At 63.5% G+C, this 20,631-nt stretch carries 18 protein-coding genes; 9 read left to right on the top strand and 9 right to left on the bottom strand.

Features of this window, described 5'->3' with window-relative positions; translation table 11 throughout:
* The first annotated feature begins 88 nt into the window (after positions 1 to 88).
* The 3 genes from glyA to lipA all read left to right on the top strand — a co-directional run bounded on the left by glyA (position 89) and on the right by lipA (position 3,534).
* Positions 89 to 1,342: a serine hydroxymethyltransferase gene (glyA, locus tag ABOA88_RS18300; RefSeq protein ID WP_367850945.1), complete on the top strand. Its 1,254-nt coding sequence runs from the start codon at positions 89 to 91 to the stop codon at positions 1,340 to 1,342.
* Between the two features lie 62 nt (positions 1,343 to 1,404).
* On the top strand, positions 1,405 to 2,526 hold the full coding sequence (gcvT, locus tag ABOA88_RS18295; protein WP_196168553.1) for a glycine cleavage system aminomethyltransferase GcvT: 1,122 nt from the start codon (positions 1,405 to 1,407) through the stop codon (positions 2,524 to 2,526).
* A 24-nt stretch (positions 2,527 to 2,550) separates the two neighbouring features.
* A complete protein-coding gene (lipA, locus tag ABOA88_RS18290; RefSeq protein ID WP_230387664.1) occupies positions 2,551 to 3,534 on the top strand; it encodes a lipoyl synthase in 984 nt (327 codons plus the stop codon).
* A gap of 158 nt (positions 3,535 to 3,692) precedes the next feature.
* Here lipA and ABOA88_RS18285 read toward each other — a convergent pair whose 3' ends face one another.
* Both ABOA88_RS18285 and ABOA88_RS18280 read right to left on the bottom strand, forming a co-directional pair.
* Complete coding sequence (locus ABOA88_RS18285) at positions 3,693 to 4,424, bottom strand: TorF family putative porin (RefSeq protein WP_196168551.1); 732 nt, start codon at positions 4,422 to 4,424, stop codon at positions 3,693 to 3,695.
* A 95-nt stretch (positions 4,425 to 4,519) separates the two neighbouring features.
* A complete protein-coding gene (locus tag ABOA88_RS18280) occupies positions 4,520 to 6,265 on the bottom strand; it encodes an amidohydrolase (protein ID WP_196168550.1) in 1,746 nt (581 codons plus the stop codon).
* 105 nt (positions 6,266 to 6,370) lie between these two features.
* Between ABOA88_RS18280 and ABOA88_RS18275 the strand changes: the two genes are divergently transcribed.
* Positions 6,371 to 7,288 (top strand): LysR family transcriptional regulator, encoded by a 918-nt coding sequence (locus tag ABOA88_RS18275; RefSeq protein ID WP_196168549.1) that lies wholly within the window; start codon positions 6,371 to 6,373, stop codon positions 7,286 to 7,288.
* Here ABOA88_RS18275 and ABOA88_RS18270 read toward each other — a convergent pair.
* Positions 7,285 to 8,466, bottom strand: coding sequence for a GGDEF domain-containing protein (locus tag ABOA88_RS18270; protein ID WP_367850944.1), 1,182 nt, complete (start codon positions 8,464 to 8,466; stop codon positions 7,285 to 7,287). The genes ABOA88_RS18275 and ABOA88_RS18270 overlap by 4 nt on opposite strands.
* Before the next feature lie 414 nt (positions 8,467 to 8,880).
* Between ABOA88_RS18270 and ABOA88_RS18265 the strand changes: the two genes are divergently transcribed.
* Positions 8,881 to 11,079, top strand: a complete 2,199-nt coding sequence (locus ABOA88_RS18265; protein ID WP_196168547.1) for an OsmC domain/YcaO domain-containing protein — start codon at positions 8,881 to 8,883, stop codon at positions 11,077 to 11,079.
* Positions 11,080 to 11,269: 190 nt separating this feature from the next.
* Here the strand turns inward: ABOA88_RS18265 and ABOA88_RS18260 are convergent, their stop codons facing one another.
* From ABOA88_RS18260 to ABOA88_RS18235, 6 genes are all read right to left on the bottom strand, one after another.
* Positions 11,270 to 12,625: a purine-cytosine permease family protein gene (locus ABOA88_RS18260; RefSeq protein WP_196168546.1), complete on the bottom strand. Its 1,356-nt coding sequence runs from the start codon at positions 12,623 to 12,625 to the stop codon at positions 11,270 to 11,272.
* A 15-nt stretch (positions 12,626 to 12,640) separates the two neighbouring features.
* Positions 12,641 to 13,315 carry a cysteine hydrolase family protein gene (locus ABOA88_RS18255; RefSeq protein ID WP_367850943.1) on the bottom strand — a complete coding sequence of 225 codons (675 nt, stop codon included), beginning with the start codon at positions 13,313 to 13,315 and terminating at the stop codon, positions 12,641 to 12,643.
* Positions 13,316 to 13,443: 128 nt separating this feature from the next.
* On the bottom strand, positions 13,444 to 13,638 hold the full coding sequence (locus ABOA88_RS18250; protein ID WP_196168854.1) for a hypothetical protein: 195 nt from the start codon (positions 13,636 to 13,638) through the stop codon (positions 13,444 to 13,446).
* 165 nt (positions 13,639 to 13,803) lie between these two features.
* Positions 13,804 to 14,451, bottom strand: a complete 648-nt coding sequence (locus ABOA88_RS18245) for a cupin domain-containing protein (RefSeq protein WP_367850942.1) — start codon at positions 14,449 to 14,451, stop codon at positions 13,804 to 13,806.
* 105 nt (positions 14,452 to 14,556) lie between these two features.
* A complete protein-coding gene (locus tag ABOA88_RS18240; RefSeq protein WP_367850941.1) occupies positions 14,557 to 15,186 on the bottom strand; it encodes a hypothetical protein in 630 nt (209 codons plus the stop codon).
* A gap of 90 nt (positions 15,187 to 15,276) precedes the next feature.
* Positions 15,277 to 16,140, bottom strand: a complete 864-nt coding sequence (locus ABOA88_RS18235) for a sensor domain-containing diguanylate cyclase (RefSeq protein WP_196168544.1) — start codon at positions 16,138 to 16,140, stop codon at positions 15,277 to 15,279.
* Positions 16,141 to 16,313: 173 nt separating this feature from the next.
* Here ABOA88_RS18235 and ABOA88_RS18230 point away from each other — a divergent pair, with 173 nt between their 5' ends.
* The 4 genes from ABOA88_RS18230 (at position 16,314) to ABOA88_RS18215 (ending at position 20,631) form a co-directional block, all read left to right on the top strand.
* Entirely contained in the window at positions 16,314 to 16,658 is a 345-nt protein-coding gene (locus ABOA88_RS18230) for a hypothetical protein (RefSeq protein WP_367850940.1), read from the top strand.
* Positions 16,659 to 16,722: 64 nt separating this feature from the next.
* On the top strand, positions 16,723 to 17,022 hold the full coding sequence (locus ABOA88_RS18225) for a hypothetical protein (RefSeq protein ID WP_196168542.1): 300 nt from the start codon (positions 16,723 to 16,725) through the stop codon (positions 17,020 to 17,022).
* Between the two features lie 245 nt (positions 17,023 to 17,267).
* The gene (locus ABOA88_RS18220; protein WP_196168541.1) at positions 17,268 to 20,099 is read left to right on the top strand and encodes a xanthine dehydrogenase family protein molybdopterin-binding subunit; all 2,832 of its coding nucleotides are present in this window, start codon (positions 17,268 to 17,270) and stop codon (positions 20,097 to 20,099) included.
* Positions 20,092 to 20,631, top strand: a complete 540-nt coding sequence (locus ABOA88_RS18215) for a (2Fe-2S)-binding protein (protein WP_070093085.1) — start codon at positions 20,092 to 20,094, stop codon at positions 20,629 to 20,631. The genes ABOA88_RS18220 and ABOA88_RS18215 overlap by 8 nt, the downstream gene beginning before the upstream one ends.

Genomic DNA, 20,631 nt, shown 5'->3' with positions numbered 1-20,631 from the left:
CGCGGGTTTACCCGCGAACACCGGCACCGCCGGTGCCGTCCGCCCTCGCAGGATTTGCCTTCAACCAGAACAACAAGGAAACACGCACATGTTCCATAAAAGCCTGACACTGTCCGATTTCGACCCTGCGCTGTTCGAGGCCATCGCCCGCGAGGCCAAACGCCAGGAAGACCACATCGAGCTGATCGCCTCGGAGAACTACACCAGCCCGCAGGTGATGCAGGCTCAAGGCACCGAGCTGACCAACAAGTACGCCGAAGGCTATCCGGGCAAGCGCTACTACGGCGGTTGCGAGCATGTGGATGTGGTCGAGCAACTGGCCATCGACCGGGCCAAGGCGCTGTTCGGCGCAGGCTATGCCAACGTCCAGCCGCACTCTGGCTCCCAGGCCAACGCGGCTGTCTACCTGGCCCTGTTGCAGCCTGGCGACACCCTGCTTGGCATGAGCCTGGCCCATGGCGGGCACCTGACCCACGGCGCCAAGGTGTCGTCCTCGGGCAAGCTGTACAACGCTGTGCAGTACGGCATCGACGCCAATGGCCTGATCGACTACGACGAGGTCGAGCGCCTGGCGCTCGCGCATAAGCCGAAGATGATCGTCGCCGGCTTCTCGGCCTACTCCAAGACGTTGGACTTTGCCCGTTTTCGCGCCATCGCCGACAAGGTCGGTGCCTACCTGTTCGTCGACATGGCCCACGTTGCGGGCCTGGTCGCAGCGGGCGTCTACCCCAATCCGCTGCCTTATGCCGATGTGGTCACTACCACCACCCACAAGACCCTGCGCGGCCCGCGCGGCGGTCTGATCCTGGCCAAGGCTGATCCGGAGCTTGAGAAAAAGCTCAATGCGGCGGTATTCCCAGGAGGGCAGGGCGGCCCGTTGATGCATGTGATCGCGGCCAAGGCCGTGTGCTTCAAGGAAGCGCTGGCGCCTGAGTTCAAGACCTACCAGCAGCAGGTGGTCGCCAACGCCCAGGCCATGGCCGAGATCTTCATGCAGCGCGGTTTCGATGTGGTCTCTGGCGGCACCGACAACCATCTGTTCCTGGTCAGCCTGATCCGTCAGGGCATCACCGGCAAGGACGCCGATGCCGCCTTGGGCCGTGCGCATATCACGGTCAACAAGAACGCGGTGCCCAACGATCCGCAATCGCCGTTCGTGACCTCAGGCCTGCGCCTGGGCACGCCGGCCGTCACCACCCGTGGCTTCCAGGCACCGGAGTGCCGCGCCCTTGCGTCGTGGATCTGCGACATTCTCGAGCATCTGGGTGATGCCGATGTCGAGGCCCAGGTGGCCCGCCAGGTCGCGGAGCTGTGCGCGCGGTTCCCGGTCTATTCGGCCTGATTCGCAGTGCTCGCCGCCGCGACGGCGTGATCGTTCACCTCATCGAATGCCAGGAGTCTTCCGTGTCCAACGAACCACTACAAAAAACGCCGCTGCATGCCCTGCACCTGCAACTGGGCGCGCGCATGGTGCCGTTCGCCGGCTACGACATGCCGGTGCAGTACCCGCTGGGGGTGCTCAAGGAGCACCTGCACACCCGTGAACAGGCCGGTCTGTTCGATGTCTCGCACATGGGGCAGATCCGTCTGCACGGCGCAAATGCTGCCAAGGCCTTGGAGAGCCTGGTGCCGGTCGATATCGTCGACCTGCCGGTGGGCATGCAGCGCTATGCGCTGTTCACCGACGCCCAGGGCGGCATCCTCGACGACCTGATGGTGGCCAACGCCGGGGACTACTTGTTCCTGGTCGTCAATGCCGCCTGCAAGGCGCAGGACCTACAGCATCTCAAGCAGCACCTGGAAGGGCTGTGCGAGGTCGAGTCGTTGTTCGACAGCCGCGCCTTGCTCGCCCTGCAGGGGCCGGCGGCCGCCACGGTGCTGGCGCGCCTGGCACCCGAAGTCAAAGCCATGACGTTCATGCAGTTCGCTCGCGTGCGGTTGCTGGGGGTGGACTGCTATGTCAGCCGCTCGGGCTACACCGGCGAGGACGGCTACGAGATCTCCGTGCCGACCCAGGATGCCCTGATGCTGGCCCGCTCGCTGCTGGCCGAGCCCGAGGTCGAGGCCATCGGCCTGGGGGCGCGTGACTCGCTGCGCCTGGAGGCCGGGCTGTGCCTGTATGGCCACGACATGGCCCAATACACCACTCCGGTCGAGGCGAGCCTGGCCTGGGCGATTTCCAAGGCCCGTCGTGTCGATGGCGTGCGCCCAGGTGGCTTCCCCGGTGCCGAGCGCATCCTCGCCCAGTTGCGCGATGGCGTGCCGAGCAAGCGAGTCGGTCTGCTGGCCCAGGAGCGAGTGCCGGTGCGCGAAGGCGCGCCATTGCTTGATGCCCATGGCCAGGTCATTGGCCAGGTCACCAGCGGTGGTTTCGGCCCGAGCCTGGGCGGCCCGTTGGCCATGGGCTACGTGCAGAGCGCCTGGGCGGCCCTGGACACCGAGGTCTTCGCCGAGGTGCGAGGCAAGCGGGTGCCGATGCGCGTGACCCGCACGCCGTTCGTGGCGCAACGTTACTACCGAGGCTGAAGGCCTGCCTGCCGGAGCATGAAGATGAACCAAAACCAGCCTGTCGCTACTCGCCCGGCGCCCCTGGAGCCCGGGGTCAAGCTGCGCGGCGCCGAGAAGGTGGCGCGCATCCCGGTCAAGATCCTGCCCACCGAGGAGGTACCGCGCAAACCGGACTGGATCCGCGTGCAGATCCCGACCACGCCGGAGGTGGCGCGCATCAAGGCCTTGTTGCGCAAACACAAGCTGCACAGCGTGTGCGAGGAGGCGTCCTGTCCGAACCTTGGGGAATGTTTCTCCGGTGGCACGGCGACGTTCATGATCATGGGCGACATCTGCACGCGCCGTTGCCCGTTTTGCGACGTGGGCCATGGCCGGCCCAAGCCGCTGGATGTCGATGAGCCTCGCAACCTGGCGATCGCCATCGCCGAGTTGCGCCTGAAGTACGTGGTCATCACGTCGGTCGACCGGGACGATCTGCGCGACGGCGGGGCGCAGCACTTCGTCGACTGCCTGCGCGAGATCCGCCAGCGTTCGCCGGGCATCCAGTTGGAAACCCTGGTGCCGGACTACCGAGGGCGTATGGATGTGGCCCTGGCGATCACCGAACAGGCGCCACCGGATGTGTTCAACCACAACCTGGAAACCGTGCCACGCCTGTACAAGGCGGCGCGGCCTGGCTCGGATTTCGAGTGGTCGCTGGATTTGCTGGAGCGGTTCAAGCAGCGCATCCCTGGCGTGCCGACCAAGTCAGGGCTGATGCTGGGGCTGGGCGAGACCGATGAGGAGGTGCTAGAGGTGATGCAGCGCATGCGCGAACACCAGGTCGAGATGCTGACCCTGGGCCAGTACCTGCAACCCTCGCGCAGCCACCTGCCGGTGCAGCGCTTCGTGCATCCGGACACTTTTGCCTGGTTCGCCGAGCAGGCCTTGGCCATGGGCTTTGGCAACGTCGCCTCGGGGCCGCTGGTGCGCTCGTCGTACCATGCCGATCAGCAGGTGGCGGCGGTTGCGACGCGCACCGCCTGACCCAACGCTTTCGACGCAAGGGCTCACATGCCTGGATATGTGACGACTGCTTCGCGGATAGACCCGCTCCCGATCCCTATAGGGGCGGATTAACCCGCGAAAGCGTCCGTACAGGCAACGCAACGACAGCGTGCTGGGGCTGCCTGTGCAGCCCTGGGTCAGAACTTCTTGCTCACACTCCCCACCCAGGTCGCCGAACACACATCATCGAACCCATAGCTGCTGGCGCATTCGGTCTTGGACAGGTCGGTGTCGATGTACGACAAGCCCCAGGTCAGACCGGCCAGCTCACGGGTCAGCTTCACTTCCCACTCATGGTGGTCCGACGATGCCTTGCCATCGGCGGCCGTGTACATCGGGTCCTTGAAGTCCATGCGCCCGTAGCGCAGCTGCAAGCCGATCTCCAGCGGCAGGGCGGTTTCGTAGCCCACGTAGCTGTAGAGCGTGTCCTGGTCATCGCCCAGGGCGCTGCCGGTGTCGTTGGAGTAGTTCGCCCCGAGGGTGACGCCGTAGAAGGTGAGGGCGGCGTAGTAGTCGCTCAGGTTGTACAGGCTCGACTTGGGGTAGGTGTACTTGAGGTAGCCCACATCCAGGCTGATCTCATCGGTGGCCTGCCAGTACCAGCCGGCGTAGTAGTCCACCTCCTGGCGCGTCTTGGTGCCGAAACCAAAGTCCACGTTGGAGGTCCAGGCGCCGAGGTACAGGCCGCTGGCGTGCTGCAGGGTGATGGCGAGCTGGGCGGCGGGGTCGTTCTGGGTCTGGGAGATGCCGCGGGTACGGTAATCGCTGACCAGCGCGGGTTCGATCTCCAGGTAGAAGTCATCACTCAGGGACACGGCCTGGCTGGTCAAGGGGGCCAGGGTCGAGGCAAGGAGCAGGATGCGGCGCATGAAGGTACCTGTTTGTTGTGATTGTTCTGGCAGGTGCGGGCAAAGCGCGGCCTGGCTCCCGGGTAGCCCGGGAGCTTGGTGTGGTGCAGTGGGGGTCAGTGCTCGGCTTTGTAGACTTCGCGGCCGCCGAACCAGGTCTGCAGGACGCGGGTGTCGGCCAGGTCATTGTCTGCGACGGTGAGTACATCGCGGTCCAGCACGATGAAGTCGGCTTGCTTGCCGGGCGTGAGCGAGCCGATCTGCTTGTCCAGGCCAATGGTGCGTGCGGCGTTGAGGGTGTAGGCCTGGAACATGGTCTGGCGGTCGATGCGTTCCTTGGGGTTGAGCACACCCTTGGGGCCTTCGCGGGTGATGGCCTGGTGAATGGCCAGCCACGGGTTGGGCGAGGACACCGACCAGTCGCTGGCCCCGGCGATGGTGGCACCGTGACTGAGCAGCGAATGGGCAGGGTACTGGTAGGGGAAGACATGGGGGCTGACGTAGGGCTTGACCATGTCCAGGGTGTATTCGTCGCCCGAGGCCCAGAGCAGTTGCATCGAGGCGATCACGTTCAAGGGCTTGAAGCGGGCGAACTCGGTGGGGTTCACCAGTTGCAGGTGGGTGATGGAGTGGGTGACGCCACTCTGGCGGTCCTTGCGCGCCTGGGCGATGCCGTTGAGCGATTCGCGTACCGCCCGGTCACCGATGGCGTGGATGTGTACCAGCCAGCCTCGGGCGTCGGCGGCGCTGACCAGGTCGCCGAAATGCGCCGGGTCGATCAAGAGCTCTCCGGTTTTGTGGGAATTGCTGTAGGGCTCGAGCATCGCCGCGCTTTGCGCCGGATATTCCACCACGCCGTCGGCGAATACCTTGATGCCGGGCAGCGTCAGGTTGGGGACGCCCTGGAATTGCTGGCGAACTTTGTCCAGGGTGTCGAGGTCGGCCGGCAGGCTTTTGGGGTTGGCCACCAGCAGCGCGGCGACATGGGCATTCAACTGGCCTTTCTCGGCCAGGGCCTTGTAGGCCGGCAGTACGCCGATGGATTTTTCCGTGGGCTTGAGGCTGAACACCGACTCCCCAGGTGCGGCGTTGGCGGCCGGGTCCATCCAGGCGGTGATGCCGAAGGCGTTGTTGTATTTCACCGCGGCGTCGGCGGCGTGCAGCAGGGCGGCGGCGCTGGGGGAGGGCATGGCGGCGCTGATGCGGTCCCAGCCGGCATCCACGGCAAAGCCATTGGGTGTGCCGTCTTGCTTCTGGCCCAGGGTGTCGCGTTCGGCGGCGGGCAGGGCGGCCAGGAGCTTGGCGTCGATACCGGCGCGGTCGAGCATGGCCTGGTTGGCCCAGGCGGTGTGATGGTCACTGCCGATGAACACCACCGGCACCGTTGCCCACTCACCGTGGTTGAAGGTCGCGCCCAGTTCCTCGGCCTTGGCCCAGTAGGTGGAGCTCACCCCGACCACGGTCAACACATCGCCCTGGCGGGCAGTGCCGTCGTCACGCCAGGTGCGCAAGCGTTTTTCCAGCTCCGCGGTGGGCACGTCCTCCTCATCGGCCAGGCTGGCCGCCGACAGCTCCAGGCCGCCGAAGATGGCGTGGGAGTGACTGTCGATCATCCCCGGCATGACCCGCTTGCCGCCCAGGTCGATGACCTGGGTCGTGCTGCTGGCCAGGGCCTTGATCTGGGCATCGGTGCCTACTTTGAGCACTTTGCCGTCCTGTACGGCCATGGCCTGTGCAGATGGGTGGGCGGGGTCGGCGGTGTACAGCTTGCCATTGAGCAGCACCAGATCCGCAGCGGCCATCGAATCCATCGAGGCAAAAGCCAGCGCCACGGACAGCAACGTAGGCGTGAAACGTCTCATTGCAAAACCTCTTGTTTTTTTGGGTCTGTTGGCGAGACTAACGGCTGGCCCGGGCAGGCAGAACGCCCGAAATGCGCAAAAGCTTTTTTCCTGAATGGAAAAACCATGGACAAGTTCGCCGCCATCACCATGTTCGTCGCCACTGCCGAGCACGGCAGTTTCAGTCGCGCCGCCGAGCAACTGGGCAAGACCCCGTCGGCCCTGACCAAGGCCGTGAGCCATCTGGAGGATGACCTGGGCGTGCGGCTGTTCGAGCGCAGCACGCGGCGCACGGTGCTGACCGAAGCCGGAAAGGTCTACCTGGAAACCGCGCGCCAGGTGCTCATGCGCATGCATGAAGTCGGCGAAGTGGTGGGGCAGATGCAACACGGTCTGCATGGGATCCTGCGGCTGACGGCGCCGCTGGCCTATGGGCGGGCCTTTCTGGACCAGGTGTGTTCACAGTTTCTGCGCGACTATCCGCAGATCCGCCTGCGCGTGGACCTGTCCGATGACTTCGTCGACCTGGTGGAAAGCGGCTACGACCTGGCCCTGCGCGAGGGGCATAACGATTTGCCCGGGTTGATCGCCAAGGAGGTCGGTCGCAACCGCCTGACCCTGTGCGCCAGCCCCGACTACCTGGCGCGCAACCCGATACCGGTCACGCCCCAGACCCTCGATCAGCACGATTGGCTGTTGTATCGCCATGCCGCCCTGAGCCGCACCTACTGGTGGGTGGAGAAGGACGGCGAGCGGCTGAGCCTGCTGCAGCCCACCAATGCCCGACTGGAAAGCGACAACTACGACCTGCTGCTGGCCAGCGCGCTGGCCGGTGGCGGGTTGTTTCATGTGCCGCTGTGGAGTGGCGCGCCCTATCTGGCCGATGGGCGCCTGGTGCGCTTGATGGAAGACTACGCGATCGACCCCGACGCCTTCGGGCCGAAGATCCTGGCGGTGTACCCCAGCCATCGGCGGGCGACGGGGAAGGTGCTGGCGTTCATCGAGTACCTGGCGGCATACCTGGAGCGCACGGGGTTGGCCTAGCCCTCGATGGCCGGCTCGCTGGCTGCACTGTGCTCGAACACATGGACACGGTTGCGTCCTGCAGCCTTGGCGGCATACAGCGCGTCGTCCGCCAGCGCCAGCAGGCGCGAGAGTTCGTAGCCTGCGGCCTCGCTGGTGACGACACCGATGCTGACGCTCAGGCTCCCTGGCGTCGGCAGTGCCGCGCTATGAAAGCGCTGACGAATGTTTTGCGCGACCAGAGTCGCGATCTGTTCCCCTGCACCGGGCAGAAGGCAAGCGAATTCCTCGCCGCCGATCCGGCCGAACACATCGTCGTGGCGCAGATTGTGGGTAGCCAGTTGGCTGAAGGCGATCAACGCCTGGTCGCCTGCCTGGTGGCCGAGGCTGTCATTGAGGTGCTTGAAGTGATCCAGGTCGAACAGCAGCAGGGCGATGGGCGCTTTGTTGCGCTTGGCGTCGGCCAGCACGTGTTCGCCTTGGGTAATGAACGCACGGCGGTTGCCGATACCGGTCAGCTCATCAGTATTGGCGGCGGTCTTGTACTTCTGTTCTGCCTGTTCCTTGACCATGGCCAGGGTGATGTAGGCGATGCCGGTGGCATAGAGCATCGACTCGAACAGCATGAAGGCGAAGAATCGTGCGCCACTGCCGCTGCCAGACAAGGCATGCTCCAGTGAAACGCCTTCATCGACAAGGGTGCGCAGGATGTAGAAGCCTGTGTGCATCCCCATGATCAACAGCGCAGGCAGATACGCGACGTTCAGGCGTCTGCGGCTACGCCACAGCTCCACGATGCCGAGGCCCGAATAGCCTGCGGCAAGGGTTGAATAGACCGTGATGCGCAAGGGCAGGGAGTCATAGAAGACAGGGAAGAGGCAGAACAGCAACCAGACCACCACGCCCAAGACGATGCCGGGCGGGTAGGGCGTGCGCCCGGCCAAGGTGCGCATGGCGGTCCAGCCCAGCGCGGCCGACAGCAACAGCACGATGTTGCCCAACACCAGGGGCACCAGGTCGTAACCGCGCTCGCGAAGGCTGATCAGCGCGACGCCCACCGAGGCCAGCAAGAGCATCGCGCCCAGGTATCCCAGGGGCCGTTCACGTTTGCCGCGCGCCCAGGTATGCAGGGTGAGCGTCCCCATCAGGCCGAGCAGGAACACGGTGACGAGAATGAGAGTGGGGATACTCAAGAGCACGGGAATTCCTTCTTGCTCGGCAACAGGTCCATCAGCGTTGCCATCTTAAGCGGCTTAATGGCAGTTTGCCAATGCATGAGAAAGTTGCAGTTTTCCGGCGGGGACGCATCCAGCCTAATTGTCATGCGGCTATGTTCTGGATGTTGCACGCAGGGAAAAAAGTAGTTCCATAAACAACCTGTTCCTGACTCCGGAAAGCGCGACTACGTTGCATCCGGATGGACCGCGACGGTCGTCGACCGGCGGTCGCAAGCGGGGGCAGGATGCCAGGTCGATAGGGCGCACGTGTGCCGAAAACGCCCCAGGCCCGGCTCGCCTGGCCCTACGTCGGGGGCCGAAAAGCACAAGACTTTCGATGGGAAAAACCGGATAATGGCGGCCATTTTGTTTTGCTCGTTATCACGGTATTCCCGCATGGAAATCAAGGTCAACTTTCTCGACAATCTTCGGCTCGAAGCCAAGTTTGATGACTTCACAGTGGTGGCCGATCAGCCGATCCGCTACAAGGGCGACGGTTCGGCACCCGGGCCGTTCGATTATTTCCTGGCGTCCTCGGCCTTGTGTGCGGCGTACTTTGTAAAGTTGTACTGCAATACACGAAACATTCCGACCGATAATATTAGACTGTCGCAGAATAATATTGTCGATCCGGAAAACCGCTATAAACAGATCTTCAAGATCCAAGTGGAATTACCGGCGGACATCAGCGAAAAAGACCGCCAGGGCATCTTGCGTTCGATCGAGCGCTGCACGGTGAAGAAGGTCGTGCAGACCGGGCCCGACTTCGTCATCGAAGAGGTGGAAAACCTCGACGCCGATGCCCAGGCGTTGCTGATGGTGGACACCGACCCGAGCGCGAGCACCTATATCCCGGGCAAGGACCTGCCATTGGAGCAGACCATCGCCAACATGTCGCAGATCCTGGCCGGTCTGGGCATGAAGATCGAGATCGCCTCGTGGCGCAACATCGTGCCCAACGTATGGTCGCTGCACATTCGCGATGCCCACTCGCCGATGTGCTTCACCAACGGCAAGGGCGCGACCAAGGAGAGTGCCTTGGCGTCGGCCCTGGGCGAGTTCATCGAGCGCCTGAACTGCAACTTCTTCTACAACGACCAGTTCTGGGGCGAGGACATCGCCAACGCGCCGTTCGTGCATTACCCGGACGAGCGCTGGTTCAAGCCGGGTCGCAAAGACGCACTGCCTGCGGAAATCCTCGATCCGTACTGCCTGGAAATCTACAACCCTGAAGGCGAGCTGCGTGGCTCGCACCTGTACGACACCAACTCTGGCAACGTCGAGCGCGGCATTTGCTCGCTGCCCTATGTGCGCCAGTCCGACGGCGAGGTGGTGTACTTCCCGTCCAACTTGGTCGAGAACCTGTTCCTGAGCAACGGCATGAGCGCCGGCAATACCCTGGCCGAAGCGCAGGTGCAGTGCCTGTCGGAAATCTTCGAGCGGGCGGTCAAGCGCGAAATCCTCGAAGGCGAGCTGGCGCTACCGGATGTGCCGCAGGAGGTGCTGGCCAAGTACCCCGCGATCCTGGCGGGTATCCAGGGGCTCGAAGAGCAGGGCTTCCCGGTGCTGGTCAAGGACGCCTCGCTCGGCGGTGAGTTCCCGGTGATGTGCGTTACCTTGATGAATCCGCGTACCGGCGGTGTGTTCGCGTCCTTCGGTGCACACCCAAGCTTCGAAGTGGCACTGGAGCGCAGCCTGACCGAGCTGCTGCAGGGGCGCAGCTTCGAGGGCCTGAACGATCTACCTCAGCCGACCTTCTCCAGCCACGCCGTGACCGAGCCGAACAACTTCGTCGAGCACTTCATCGATTCGAGCGGCGTGGTGTCCTGGCGCTTCTTCAGTGCCAAGGCCGACTTCGAGTTCGTCGAGTGGGACTTCTCCGGCCAAGGCGAGGATTCCAACGCCGAAGAGGCCGCCACGTTGTTCGGCATCCTCGAGGACATGGGCAAAGAGGTGTACATGGCGGTGTACGAGCACCTCGGTGCAACCGCTTGCCGCATCCTGGTGCCGGGCTACTCGGAAATCTATCCGGTGGATGACCTGATCTGGGACAACACCAACAAGGCCCTGTTCTTCCGCGCCGACATCCTCAACCTGCATCGCCTGGACGATGACGCCCTGGCGGCGCTGGTCGAGCGGCTGGAGGAGAGCGAGCTGGATGACTACACCGACATCACCACCTTGATCGGCGTCGAGTTCGACGACAACACGGTCTGGGGGCAGTTGACCATCCTGGAGCTCAAGCTGCTGATCTACCTCGCCTTGGAGCAGTTCGAGGCGGCCAAGGAACTGGTGGAGACTTTCCTGCAGTTCAACGACAACACCGTCGAGCGCGGGCTGTTCTACCAGGCCTTGAACGTGGTGCTGGAAGTGGAGCTGGACGAGGACTTGGAGCTGGCCGACTACGAAGCCAACTTCCGCCGCATGTTCGGCGATGCGCGCATGGATGCGGTACTGGGTTCGGTTGACGGCAGCGTGCGTTTCCATGGCCTGGCACCGACGAGCATGAAGCTCGAAGGCCTCGACCGCCACCTGCGCTTGATCGACAGCTACAAGAAGCTGCACAGCGCACGGGCCAAGGTGACCCTGCGCTGAGCCAGTCGCCAGCCTTGGCGGCTACCGGGGGCGCGATGCGCCCCTTTCGCAGCCCTTCGGCCGCACCCTCAAACTCCGTAGTCCCTCTCACACAGCTTTTTTTCGCGGATGAACCTGCTCCCACCGGATCGGCGCCGATCCTGTAGGAGCGGGTTCATCCGCGAAGAACACGCCGCAGAAGGGCCTGGTCTTATGCGCAGGCGCCGGCCAGCGCCTTGCGTCTGCCCATCAGCCAGTAGTAGGTCAGCGCTGGGAAAATCAGTCCGACTGCCCAGGCCAGGTCAACCCCTTGCAGGTGGGTGGCGATGGGCCCGGCGTACATCGAAGTGTTCATGAACGGCACCTCGAGCACGATGGTGACCAGGAATACGCCGATCGCCACGCCATTCACCCGGCCATAGATACCGCTCGGCCGGAAGATGTCCTCGATGCGGTATACCCCTTTGCGCACGACGTAGTAGTCGACCAGGTTGATGGCCGTCCAAGGGATCAGGAAGTAGCTCATGAAGAAGATGAAGTTCAGGAAGAACGCAATGAAGTCATCCTGGGCAAGCGTGCACAACCCTGTAGCCGCAGTGGCGATCACCAGCAGGAACCCTGCTCGCACCCATGCGGTGACCTTGAGCGCGGTGAAGGGCTCGATCACGGTGACTGTCGACATGAATGCCCCGTAAAGGTTGAAGACGTTGATGGCGATCTGGCCGTAGAGCACGAAGGCGAACATCAACACCGTGCTGCCGCCGAGCAATCCCACCAGGTTCAAGCCGACGTTGTCCCCGAATCCGGCCATTGCCTTGGCCAGCACCGCACCCAGCAGCATCATCCAGCTCCCGCCGACCACCGTGCCCAAGTAGCTGTACCAGAACACCTGCCGCGTCGGGGTTTCGGTAGGCAAGTAGCGGGAGTAGTCGGCCACGTAAGGCGCATAGGAGAGCTGCCAGGTGACTGCAATGCTCACCGAGGCAAGGAAGGTCGGCAGGCTGAACCCTTCGAGCGACCATTGCCCGGCTGGCAACGGCAAGCTGAGCGCCAGCCAGGTCGCAATGCCGAACACCGCCAGCGAAGCCAGCGTCAGCAGCTTTTGCAGGCGATGGATCAGTTGGTAGCCGAACAACGCGACCAGGAAGCACACCGCACCCAGCACCACGATGTTGCCGCCATTGCCGATCGGGCTGGCGCTGGCCACGGCCTGGGCGGCGAGCAAGGTGTTGCTGACGAAGAAGCCCAGGTAGATGAGCATGACGAACAACAATGGCACGATCGCGCCATAGACGCCGAACTGGGCCCGGCTCTGGATCATCTGTGGGATGCCCAGCTTGGGCCCTTGGGCAGAATGTGACGCCATGAAGAGGGCGCCGATCATCGAGCCCAAAAGAATCGACAGCGCACTCCAGAACAGGTTGAGGCCCAGACTGATGGGCAAGACGCCGGCCGCGACCGTGGTGATGTTGGCATTGGCGCCGAACCACACGAAGAACAGCGAACGCGCCTGACCGTAGCGCTCGCCCTCAGGGATGAAATCGATGCTGCGATTTTCAACTTTCATCAGGGATCTCCACACTCAGCAATCATGGGCAAGGCGGTGTTCGAAGCGTTGGATCGCGTCGACGAATGCCTCGGGGTGGAAGGCGAGGTGGTCGGGCGTATCGGTACGCACCGAGCCTGCCGGCTGCTGCTGCCAATGGCGTAGCAGCTGTGACGTGGAGAAAATCTCCAGCCCGTAGATCCAGTTGGAGAGGATCATCAGGGCTGAATAGTGCGCACCCAGCGTCGTGGCCGTGCAGGCATCGGCTACCAGGCTCAGGGTGAAGCCGTGCTGGTAGGCATCGAACACGCTGGTCATGACGCACACATCGGTCAGCACGCCGAACACCACCAGGTGCTCGATACCCTGGCTTCGAAGCCGCTGTGCCAGGTCGGTACCATGGAAGGCGCTGTAACGGTGCTTGTCCAACACCTGGTCGCCGGGATGTGGCGCCAGGGCATCGAGGATCTCTACCGCCGAGGTGCCGGCGCGGTAGCTGGTCGGTTGGCCATGCTCGTCCACCGGTTCCCCGTGCGCCAGGTCGTGGCCTTGGGCGTTGTTGACGTGGCGGGTGTAGATCACGGGGATGGCAAGGCGACGGGCTGCGTCGATGAGGGCGCCGGCGTTGCCGACGACCTGGTCGAAACGCTCCAGGGGGAAGCCGTCCTCCTGTTGCAGGTCGATCACGAGAAGTGCGCTGGTACAGGTCATGGTAAATCACTCGGGTACAGTGCCCCTGGCGCCGTCGAAGGAGGCGCCTTGAGGGCGAACGAACAGTCGCAGCGTCCAGGCGAGCCGGGCGCTTGTGGGAAGGTCGAGACGACGCTCGAAGGGGGGGCTTACGCGACTATTTGCCAGAACCCGTTCTGTTTGGCCGCCACGCAGGCCGGCAGGCGTGGCAGGGTGACCTGAGCGGGGGCGACTCCATGGCGAAGGAAGCCTTGCATGGCACTGGGCAGGGCATGTCGGTCACCGCCAGCCCTGTTGGGGGCAGCTTGATGACGATTGCCTGCGGTGGTGAAGAAAGTGCCCATGTGGGTGCGCCCTGAAACGGTTGAAAAGAGCAAAGCAATCTTCGGGCCACGCTCGGTTTTTTGGCCAAAAGGCGCATTCCAAGGGCATTTCAGGGCCGTAGAGGTGTCGCGATTCTAGGTATACCGTAATACTGTGATACCAAAAGTAGCGAAGCGCGTGCTGGATCAACAGGTCGTGAGGTCCAGCGCGGCATCCTTGATCCAGATCCGCGCCCCGGCATCGCCCGCCAACGCCTGGACCGCAGCTCCCGGTGGCAGGCGCATCCAGCTCCAGGGCTGCAACGCGAAGCCGTCCCCCCGTAACTGGCCGTCGAGCACGAACAGTTCCAGGCCTCGCGGGTTGGCAATCTCCAGCGTCTGTCCGGGCCGGGCCTGCTGCACCCATACCCGTTCATGCATGTTCTGCCACAGTGCCCGGTCACCCTGGTCGGGCACCTGCTCGACCACGCGCTCATGGTCCTCGGGATGGAACTGGCGCAAGTGCACGAAGATGACGCAGCCCTGGGCCGACCCCGGCGAGTGCCGGCTGCCGGGTGGGTTGCGCACATAGCTGCCCGCTGGGTACTGCCCCTGTTCGTCCTCGAAGACCCCCTCCAGCACCAGGAATTCCTCACCGCCCGGATGGGCGTGGGCATTGAACCGGCTGCCTGGCGCATAGCGCACCAGCGAAGTGGCGCGGGCCTGCTCCTGGCCGATGCGGAACAACAGGCGTCGCTCCACCCCGGCTTGCGGGCTGGGGATCCAGGGCAGGGCGTGTCCCTGCACGATCACCGTTTGCCGCAGGTCGGCATTGATCAGGACCGGCATTGCCATCGAAGTCATCTCCACACATCCGATCGACTGATGATCCACCGCCGTGGCCGGAAAATCGAGGATAAAAAAAGCCCAGCACTGGCGCTGGGCTTGGGTGTTCCGGTGTTACTGCACGACGCCGTTGTACACCACCGTCGCGACGCCATCCTTCTTGACCGTCAGCTTGTTGCCCTCGGCCAGCGACTCGACGACTTCGGAGCAGCCATCGACTGCCTGTTTGCCATCCACGTACTCGCCCTTGGTGTCGAAGCTGAAGACATAGGTGGACGCGGGGCAGGCGTTACCGCCTTCACCGGTGGACACCACCACGACGTACTTGCTGGGACCGAACGAATAGGCCTTCTCGATGGTGACATAGCCGGTGGCTTCGACATCTTCGACGACCGACTCCATGACGTTCACGACGCCGGCCCGCGACGGGTACATCAGCGCGGTGCCCAGTTCCATGCGCTGGATGCTGAAGGGGCCTGCACTGTCGCCACTGACCAGCAGCGTTTCGTAGGCCATGGTCGGTGCAGCGGGGGCCAGTTCCGGCGCCACCGGGGGCTTGGCGGCGAGGGGGTGCGGGGCCTGCGGGCTGACGCACTGGCCGCTTTCGCAGATGCGATCGCCTTTGCAGTCGATGTCCTTGGCGCATTGTCCGGTGGGGACGGTGGCCTGGGCGGTGTTCTGCTCGGCTTTGTCGCAGCCGGCCAGGGCCAGTGCGACCAGGGTGTAGGCAAACAGACGCTTCATGGGGTGAAGTCCTTTTCCAGAAAAAGTGGTAGCACAATAGTATCGCGCAATCGCGCCAGGTTGTCTCAAGCGCTTGATTTCAGGCGCGTATCAGCGCGTGCCCGAGCGCTGTCGCTTGATCCGGTACATGTCGTGATCGGCATGGCTGAGCAGCGCGTCGGCATCCTCGCCGTCCGCCGGGTAGCAGGCCACGCCGATGCTGCAGGAAGGCATCTTGATCTCGCCGAACTCGGCGTCCAACGGCTCGGCCATGGCCGCGAGGATCTGCACGATCTTTTCGGCCACCGCGCTGTGCGATGGGATGTCGGTCAACAGCACGATGAACTCGTCACCGCCCATGCGTGCCACGGTGTCGGTCTCGCGCACGCAGGCTTCGAGCCGTCGCGCGACCGTGCACAGCACGCGGTCGCCCGCCGCATGGCCATGGACATCATTGATGCCCTTGAAATCGTTGATGTCCACGAACAGCAGCGCCAGTGTGCTCTGTTGGCGGTGTGCCGTGTGCAGGGCCGATTCCAGCCGGTCGTTGAACAGCGAGCGGTTGGCCAGCTGAGTCAGCGGGTCATGGTGGGCGAGAAAGCGCAGCTCCTTCTCGGCCTGGACCAGGGCCGTGACGTTGCGCGCCACGCCGATGCGGGCCCCGACTTCATCGGACCAGAAGGCCGCCCACAGGATGTGCACCACACCGCCATCCTTGCGGATGTAACGATTGCGAAAATCCACATGGGGCTGGCCATTCATGATGCGGATGATCGAGGCGCGGGTGGCTTCCAGATCGTCGGGGTGCATGTAGCGGGTGATCGGCGTGCCGACCAGCTCGCTGGCCCGATAGCCGAGCAGGGTTTCGCACGCGTCGCTGACAAAGACGATTTCGTTGTCCCTGTCGACCACGAAGACCGTGTCCAGCATCAGGTGGATCAGCTTGGGGTAAAGCGCTTGAAGGTCAACGGGCATAGGTCAGCGGAGTCCGGTGCAGAAGGGCGTTCGCGGCGCAGGACAGCATACAAGGGTCATGCCTGCGTCACTACTGGGGGCGGGAAAGAAAACCCGTCCTGTCGATGGCCGGCAAGTCGTTCAACTTCTTCTAGAATTTCGCTAACGCGGGCACCGCTCTGTCGGGAGAGGTTATGCGCAAACTTTGGCGAAAGTACCTTGAGCTGCTGGACGCCGACCTGAGCACCAAAGTCTTCGATAACTTCAAGAATCTACTGGTCTGTGCGTTGCTGTTCGCGGCAGGCACCGAGGCGATCCACGGTAACCACCAGGTTCTGCTCGGGCTCTGGGTATCGAATCTGACGGGTTGGGGCCTGATCCTGGTCTCGGCTGTGCTGTTGTTGCTCAATGTCAGCGATACGTTGCACCGCTTGGCCAAGCTGCCTTACCACACGGTGCTGCAGGTGTTGTTGTGCGTGCTATATCTGGTTCTGGCTTCACGGGTGGTCGAGATCGTCTGGCGTTTCAGGGCCCAATAGCCGCGGTTGAAATCTTCAGGCAGACCGGCCAGGCTCTGCAGCTTTTGATTCTGGAGTCCTCGACATGTGGGGAAAACTTGCGCGCCAGAGCCCCTCATGGGCCTTGTGCACCTTGCTTGCCATCAACCTCGCCCTGGCCGCTGGCTGCAGCAGCAAAGCCAGCACGGCTCGGTACGCTGCAGCGGCAGCGGGGTCGAACTGCTATGCCAAGGCCTTGCCGACGGAGGGCGAGGGCGGTCTGGCCTGGGGGGCGAGCATGAGCATTGCCCGGCAGAAGTCCCTGCACAACTGCATGCGCTACGCCAGCCGCTCCGGCGGTACGCCGCATACCTGTCAGGTGGTGTTGGCCAAATGCAAGCGCTGATGGCCAGTGCCGCTTGAGCGATTGTCTTCATTCTCAATGGCTATGGCGAAAATTCGTACGTCGGCGCGACAAGTTGTCTGCTTGACTTTGCCAGGGGCGCGGTCGTTGCGCTAAACTTGACGCCAAGGTCAGTTTTTGTGATTTCCACTCCGACCTTGCTTTCGGAACGTCAGTGATTCCGCCCTCCGAGCTATCAAGTACCAGAATACGTCATGGGCAGGCGCGCTCTGCCCAGAGGATGAAGCATGACCCACCGTGATATTTCCCGGCGCGCCTTCCTGCAAGGCGGCGTGATCGCGGGCGTAGGGGTGACCCTCGCGCCGCTCGGCAGCCCGGCCTTCGCCGCCCTGATGGAAAACAGTGTCACCACTTCGCCGCAGAAGTGGATGAGCCATGACGGCAAGACACGTTTTCGCAACGATGCGCTGTCCAAGGTGTGCGGCAACAAGGTGTTCGCCCGCGACATCCGCGCCAAGGACATGCCCGGCTGGCCCCAGCAGCAAGGCCACGCCCTGCTGCTCAAGACCATCAAGGCCGACCGCATCTATGCAGGCCTGGACCTTGCCTGGCTGGGCGCCGACCTGCAGCCGGACCGCGTCGTCACTGCCGAAGACCTGCACAAGGATGGCATCGCCTGGCCCGAGGCCCACTCGCCGGACCCGCTGCTGCCACCTGGCAAGGTGCCGATGTTCATCGGCCACCCGGTGGCGATCTTGATCTGGAACGACTTCGAGCGTTACCGTCAGGCCAAGCTCAAGTTGCAATTCAACGACAAGGCGATCCGCTACGGCGCCCAGGCGCCGCTGTATCAAGGCGACCCCTATGGCAGCTTCCGTTTCGTGCGGGTGGCGGGCAAGACGCCGTTCGAGGAGGACGAGTTCTCCAGCCTGAAGAACTCCATGCTGTTCCCCACCATCCTCAACCGTAAACCGGTCTGGACCAACGAGCCCAAGCAGCACGGCACCCTCACCGAGCAAGGGCTGTTCTACGCCAATCGCATGGCCGACCAGCTCAAGCAGGCCCCTGAGGACTGGCTGGTGTTCGATGAGCGCTACAAGACGCCCTCGATCGAACCGGCAGCGCTTGAGCCGGACAACGGCAACGGCTGGTACGACCCGCAAAGCGGCACCCTGCATTTCGTGGTGGCGACCCAGTGCCCCTTCGAGGTGGCACAGGAATGCGTGCACATGATCAAACCGTCGCGCTTTGCCCTCAAGACGCTGAACATGCACCCCGGCTACACGGTCGGCTACGGCTCCAAGGACAACAACATCTTCGTGTTCTACGCTGCCGTCGCGGCCCTGTATGGCAACGGTGTGCCCGTGCGCCTGGCCAACGACCGCTACGAGCAGTTCCAGAGCGGCATCAAGCGCCATCCGTTCGACATCCACTACCAACTGGCGGTGGACAAGAAGGATATGTCGTTCAAGATCTTCCGCGCTGACATGAGTGTCGACGGTGGCGGACGCGCCAACTACAGCTCCTCGGTGGCCGCCGTGGGCGCGACCGCGGCGCAGTCGATCTACTACATGCCACAGAGCGACCTGGCCGTGACCGCCTACCACTCCCGCGGGGTCGAGGCCGGCTCCATGCGTGGCTATGGCACCCTGCAGACCATGGCCGCGACCGAGATGATGGTCGATGAGATCGCCGGTCGCCTGGGTGTGGATGCCATCGAGCTGCGCCGGGTCAATGCCCTGAAGTCGGGCATGAAGAACACCCAGGGCGCCGTGCCCGCCGGGGCCCTGCGCCTGCACGAGATCCTCGACAAGGCCAGCGCCCACGAGCTGTGGAAGAACCGCGACGCCTACAAGAAGACCATGGAAGCCAAGGACGCCGACAACTGGTACGGCGTGGGCTTCGCCATTTGCCAGAAGGACTTCGGCACCGGCGCCGAAGCGCCCATGGCGAGCATCGAGTTCACGGCCGACGGGCGTATCAGCCTGCGTCATATCGGCACCGAACTGGGCACTGGCATGTCGACCTCGCAGGCGTTCGTGGTCAGCGACTTCCTGGGGCGTCCGGCCGATGAAGTGAAAACCGCCGAAACCGAGTGGCCGGAGCTGCAATTGGCCACCCATGGCAACCCCTACCTGATGAGCCAGGCCGAGCAGGACGCTGCCCTGCGCGACCCACGCTGGGTCGGCAAGCTGGCCTCGCCATCCTCGGCGACCAACTCGGCCTTCTACTTCAGCCACGCCACGCGCGAAGCCGCACGTGTGCTGTTCAACCACGGCCTATGGCCGGCGGCGCTGTCGCTGTGGCGCCAGGGCCCGTTTGGTGGCCAGGCCAACCCGCTGGTGGTGCGCCGTGAGAACGCGGTCTGGGTCAACGGTGAACTCACCGGCAATGGCCTGGCACCGATTCCGTTCGCCGAGCTGGCCAAGAAAGCCCACGAGATGGGGCTGGTGACCGGCGTCAGCGTCCACGCGTTCAACCGCTGGAGCTGGGCCGAATCCGACTTCGTCATCGATGGCGTGCGTGAGCGCCTGCCGCTCGATGCGATGGCGGTCAAGTACGGCGACGGCGCGCCGAACGTCAAGAAAGCGCAGATGAACAGCGCCAGCTACCACCTGCTGGACCGCCAGAACGCCGCCTATCCGGCCACCCAGCTGAACAACGCCATGGTGACCTACTACAGCCCGGTGGCGACCCTGGTGCAGGTGAAGGTGAACAAAGGCAGCGGCCAGGTGCAGGTACTCAACCACCACAGCTGGGTGGAGTGTGGCCGTGTGCTGGTGCCGGAACTGGTCAAAGGCCAGCTCGAAGGCGGTATCGCCATGGGCATCGGCCATGCACTGACCGAAGAAATGCCGCTGTACGAAGGCGGCCCGGGCGAGGGCGACTGGAACTTCAACCGCTATCGCCTGCCGATGGCCAAGGACGTGGCAGTGTGGCAGCAGACCTCGGAAATCCTGCCGCCGCTGTCACCGACCGACCCCTCCAAGGGCATCGCCGAAGTGGTGATGATCCCGGTGGTCGGCGCGATCGGCAATGCCGTGGCCCATGCCATTGGCAAGCGTGTTCGCGACCTGCCTATCACCCCCGCCCGCGTCAAGGAGGCCCTCAATGGCTAACCGTCCGCTTCAAATGACCTTGAATGGTCAATCCGTCGGTCCGGCCGAAGTGCCCGAAGACCTGGCAATGATCGATTACCTGCACGAATACCAGAACCTCACCGGCTCCCGCCTGGGCTGTGGCCAGGGCATCTGCCACGCCTGCGTGGTGATCGTCGACAACCCCGACGGCACCAGCGAGGAAGTGCGCACCTGCATCACCGGCGCGCATTACTTCGAAGGCAAGAAGGTGCGCACCATCGAGGGCCATGCCAAGCATGACGAGGCGGGCAACCTCAGCGAGCTGAATCCGATCCAGCAGAAGTTCGTCGACCGCTTCGCCTTCCAGTGCAGCTACTGCGCACCCGGCTTCGTCAATGCCGCCACCGTGCTGGTGGAAAAGGCCCAGCGCCAGCCGCTGAAAAAGAGCGAGCTCGAAGGGGCCATCGAGGCCAGCCTCGGCCATCACATCTGCCGCTGCACCGGGTATGTGCGTTACTACGACGCCACGCGCGAAGTGCTCAGCGACCTCGGCCTGGTCAAGGAGGGTTGA

Origin of the sequence: Pseudomonas sp. PKS (assembly GCF_051913525.1) — a bacterium.
Classification (GTDB): Bacteria; Pseudomonadota; Gammaproteobacteria; order Pseudomonadales; family Pseudomonadaceae; genus Aquipseudomonas; species Aquipseudomonas guariconensis_D.
Note: the sequence above shows the minus strand (reverse complement) of the source record. Positions and strands in the feature narration are given on the sequence as shown.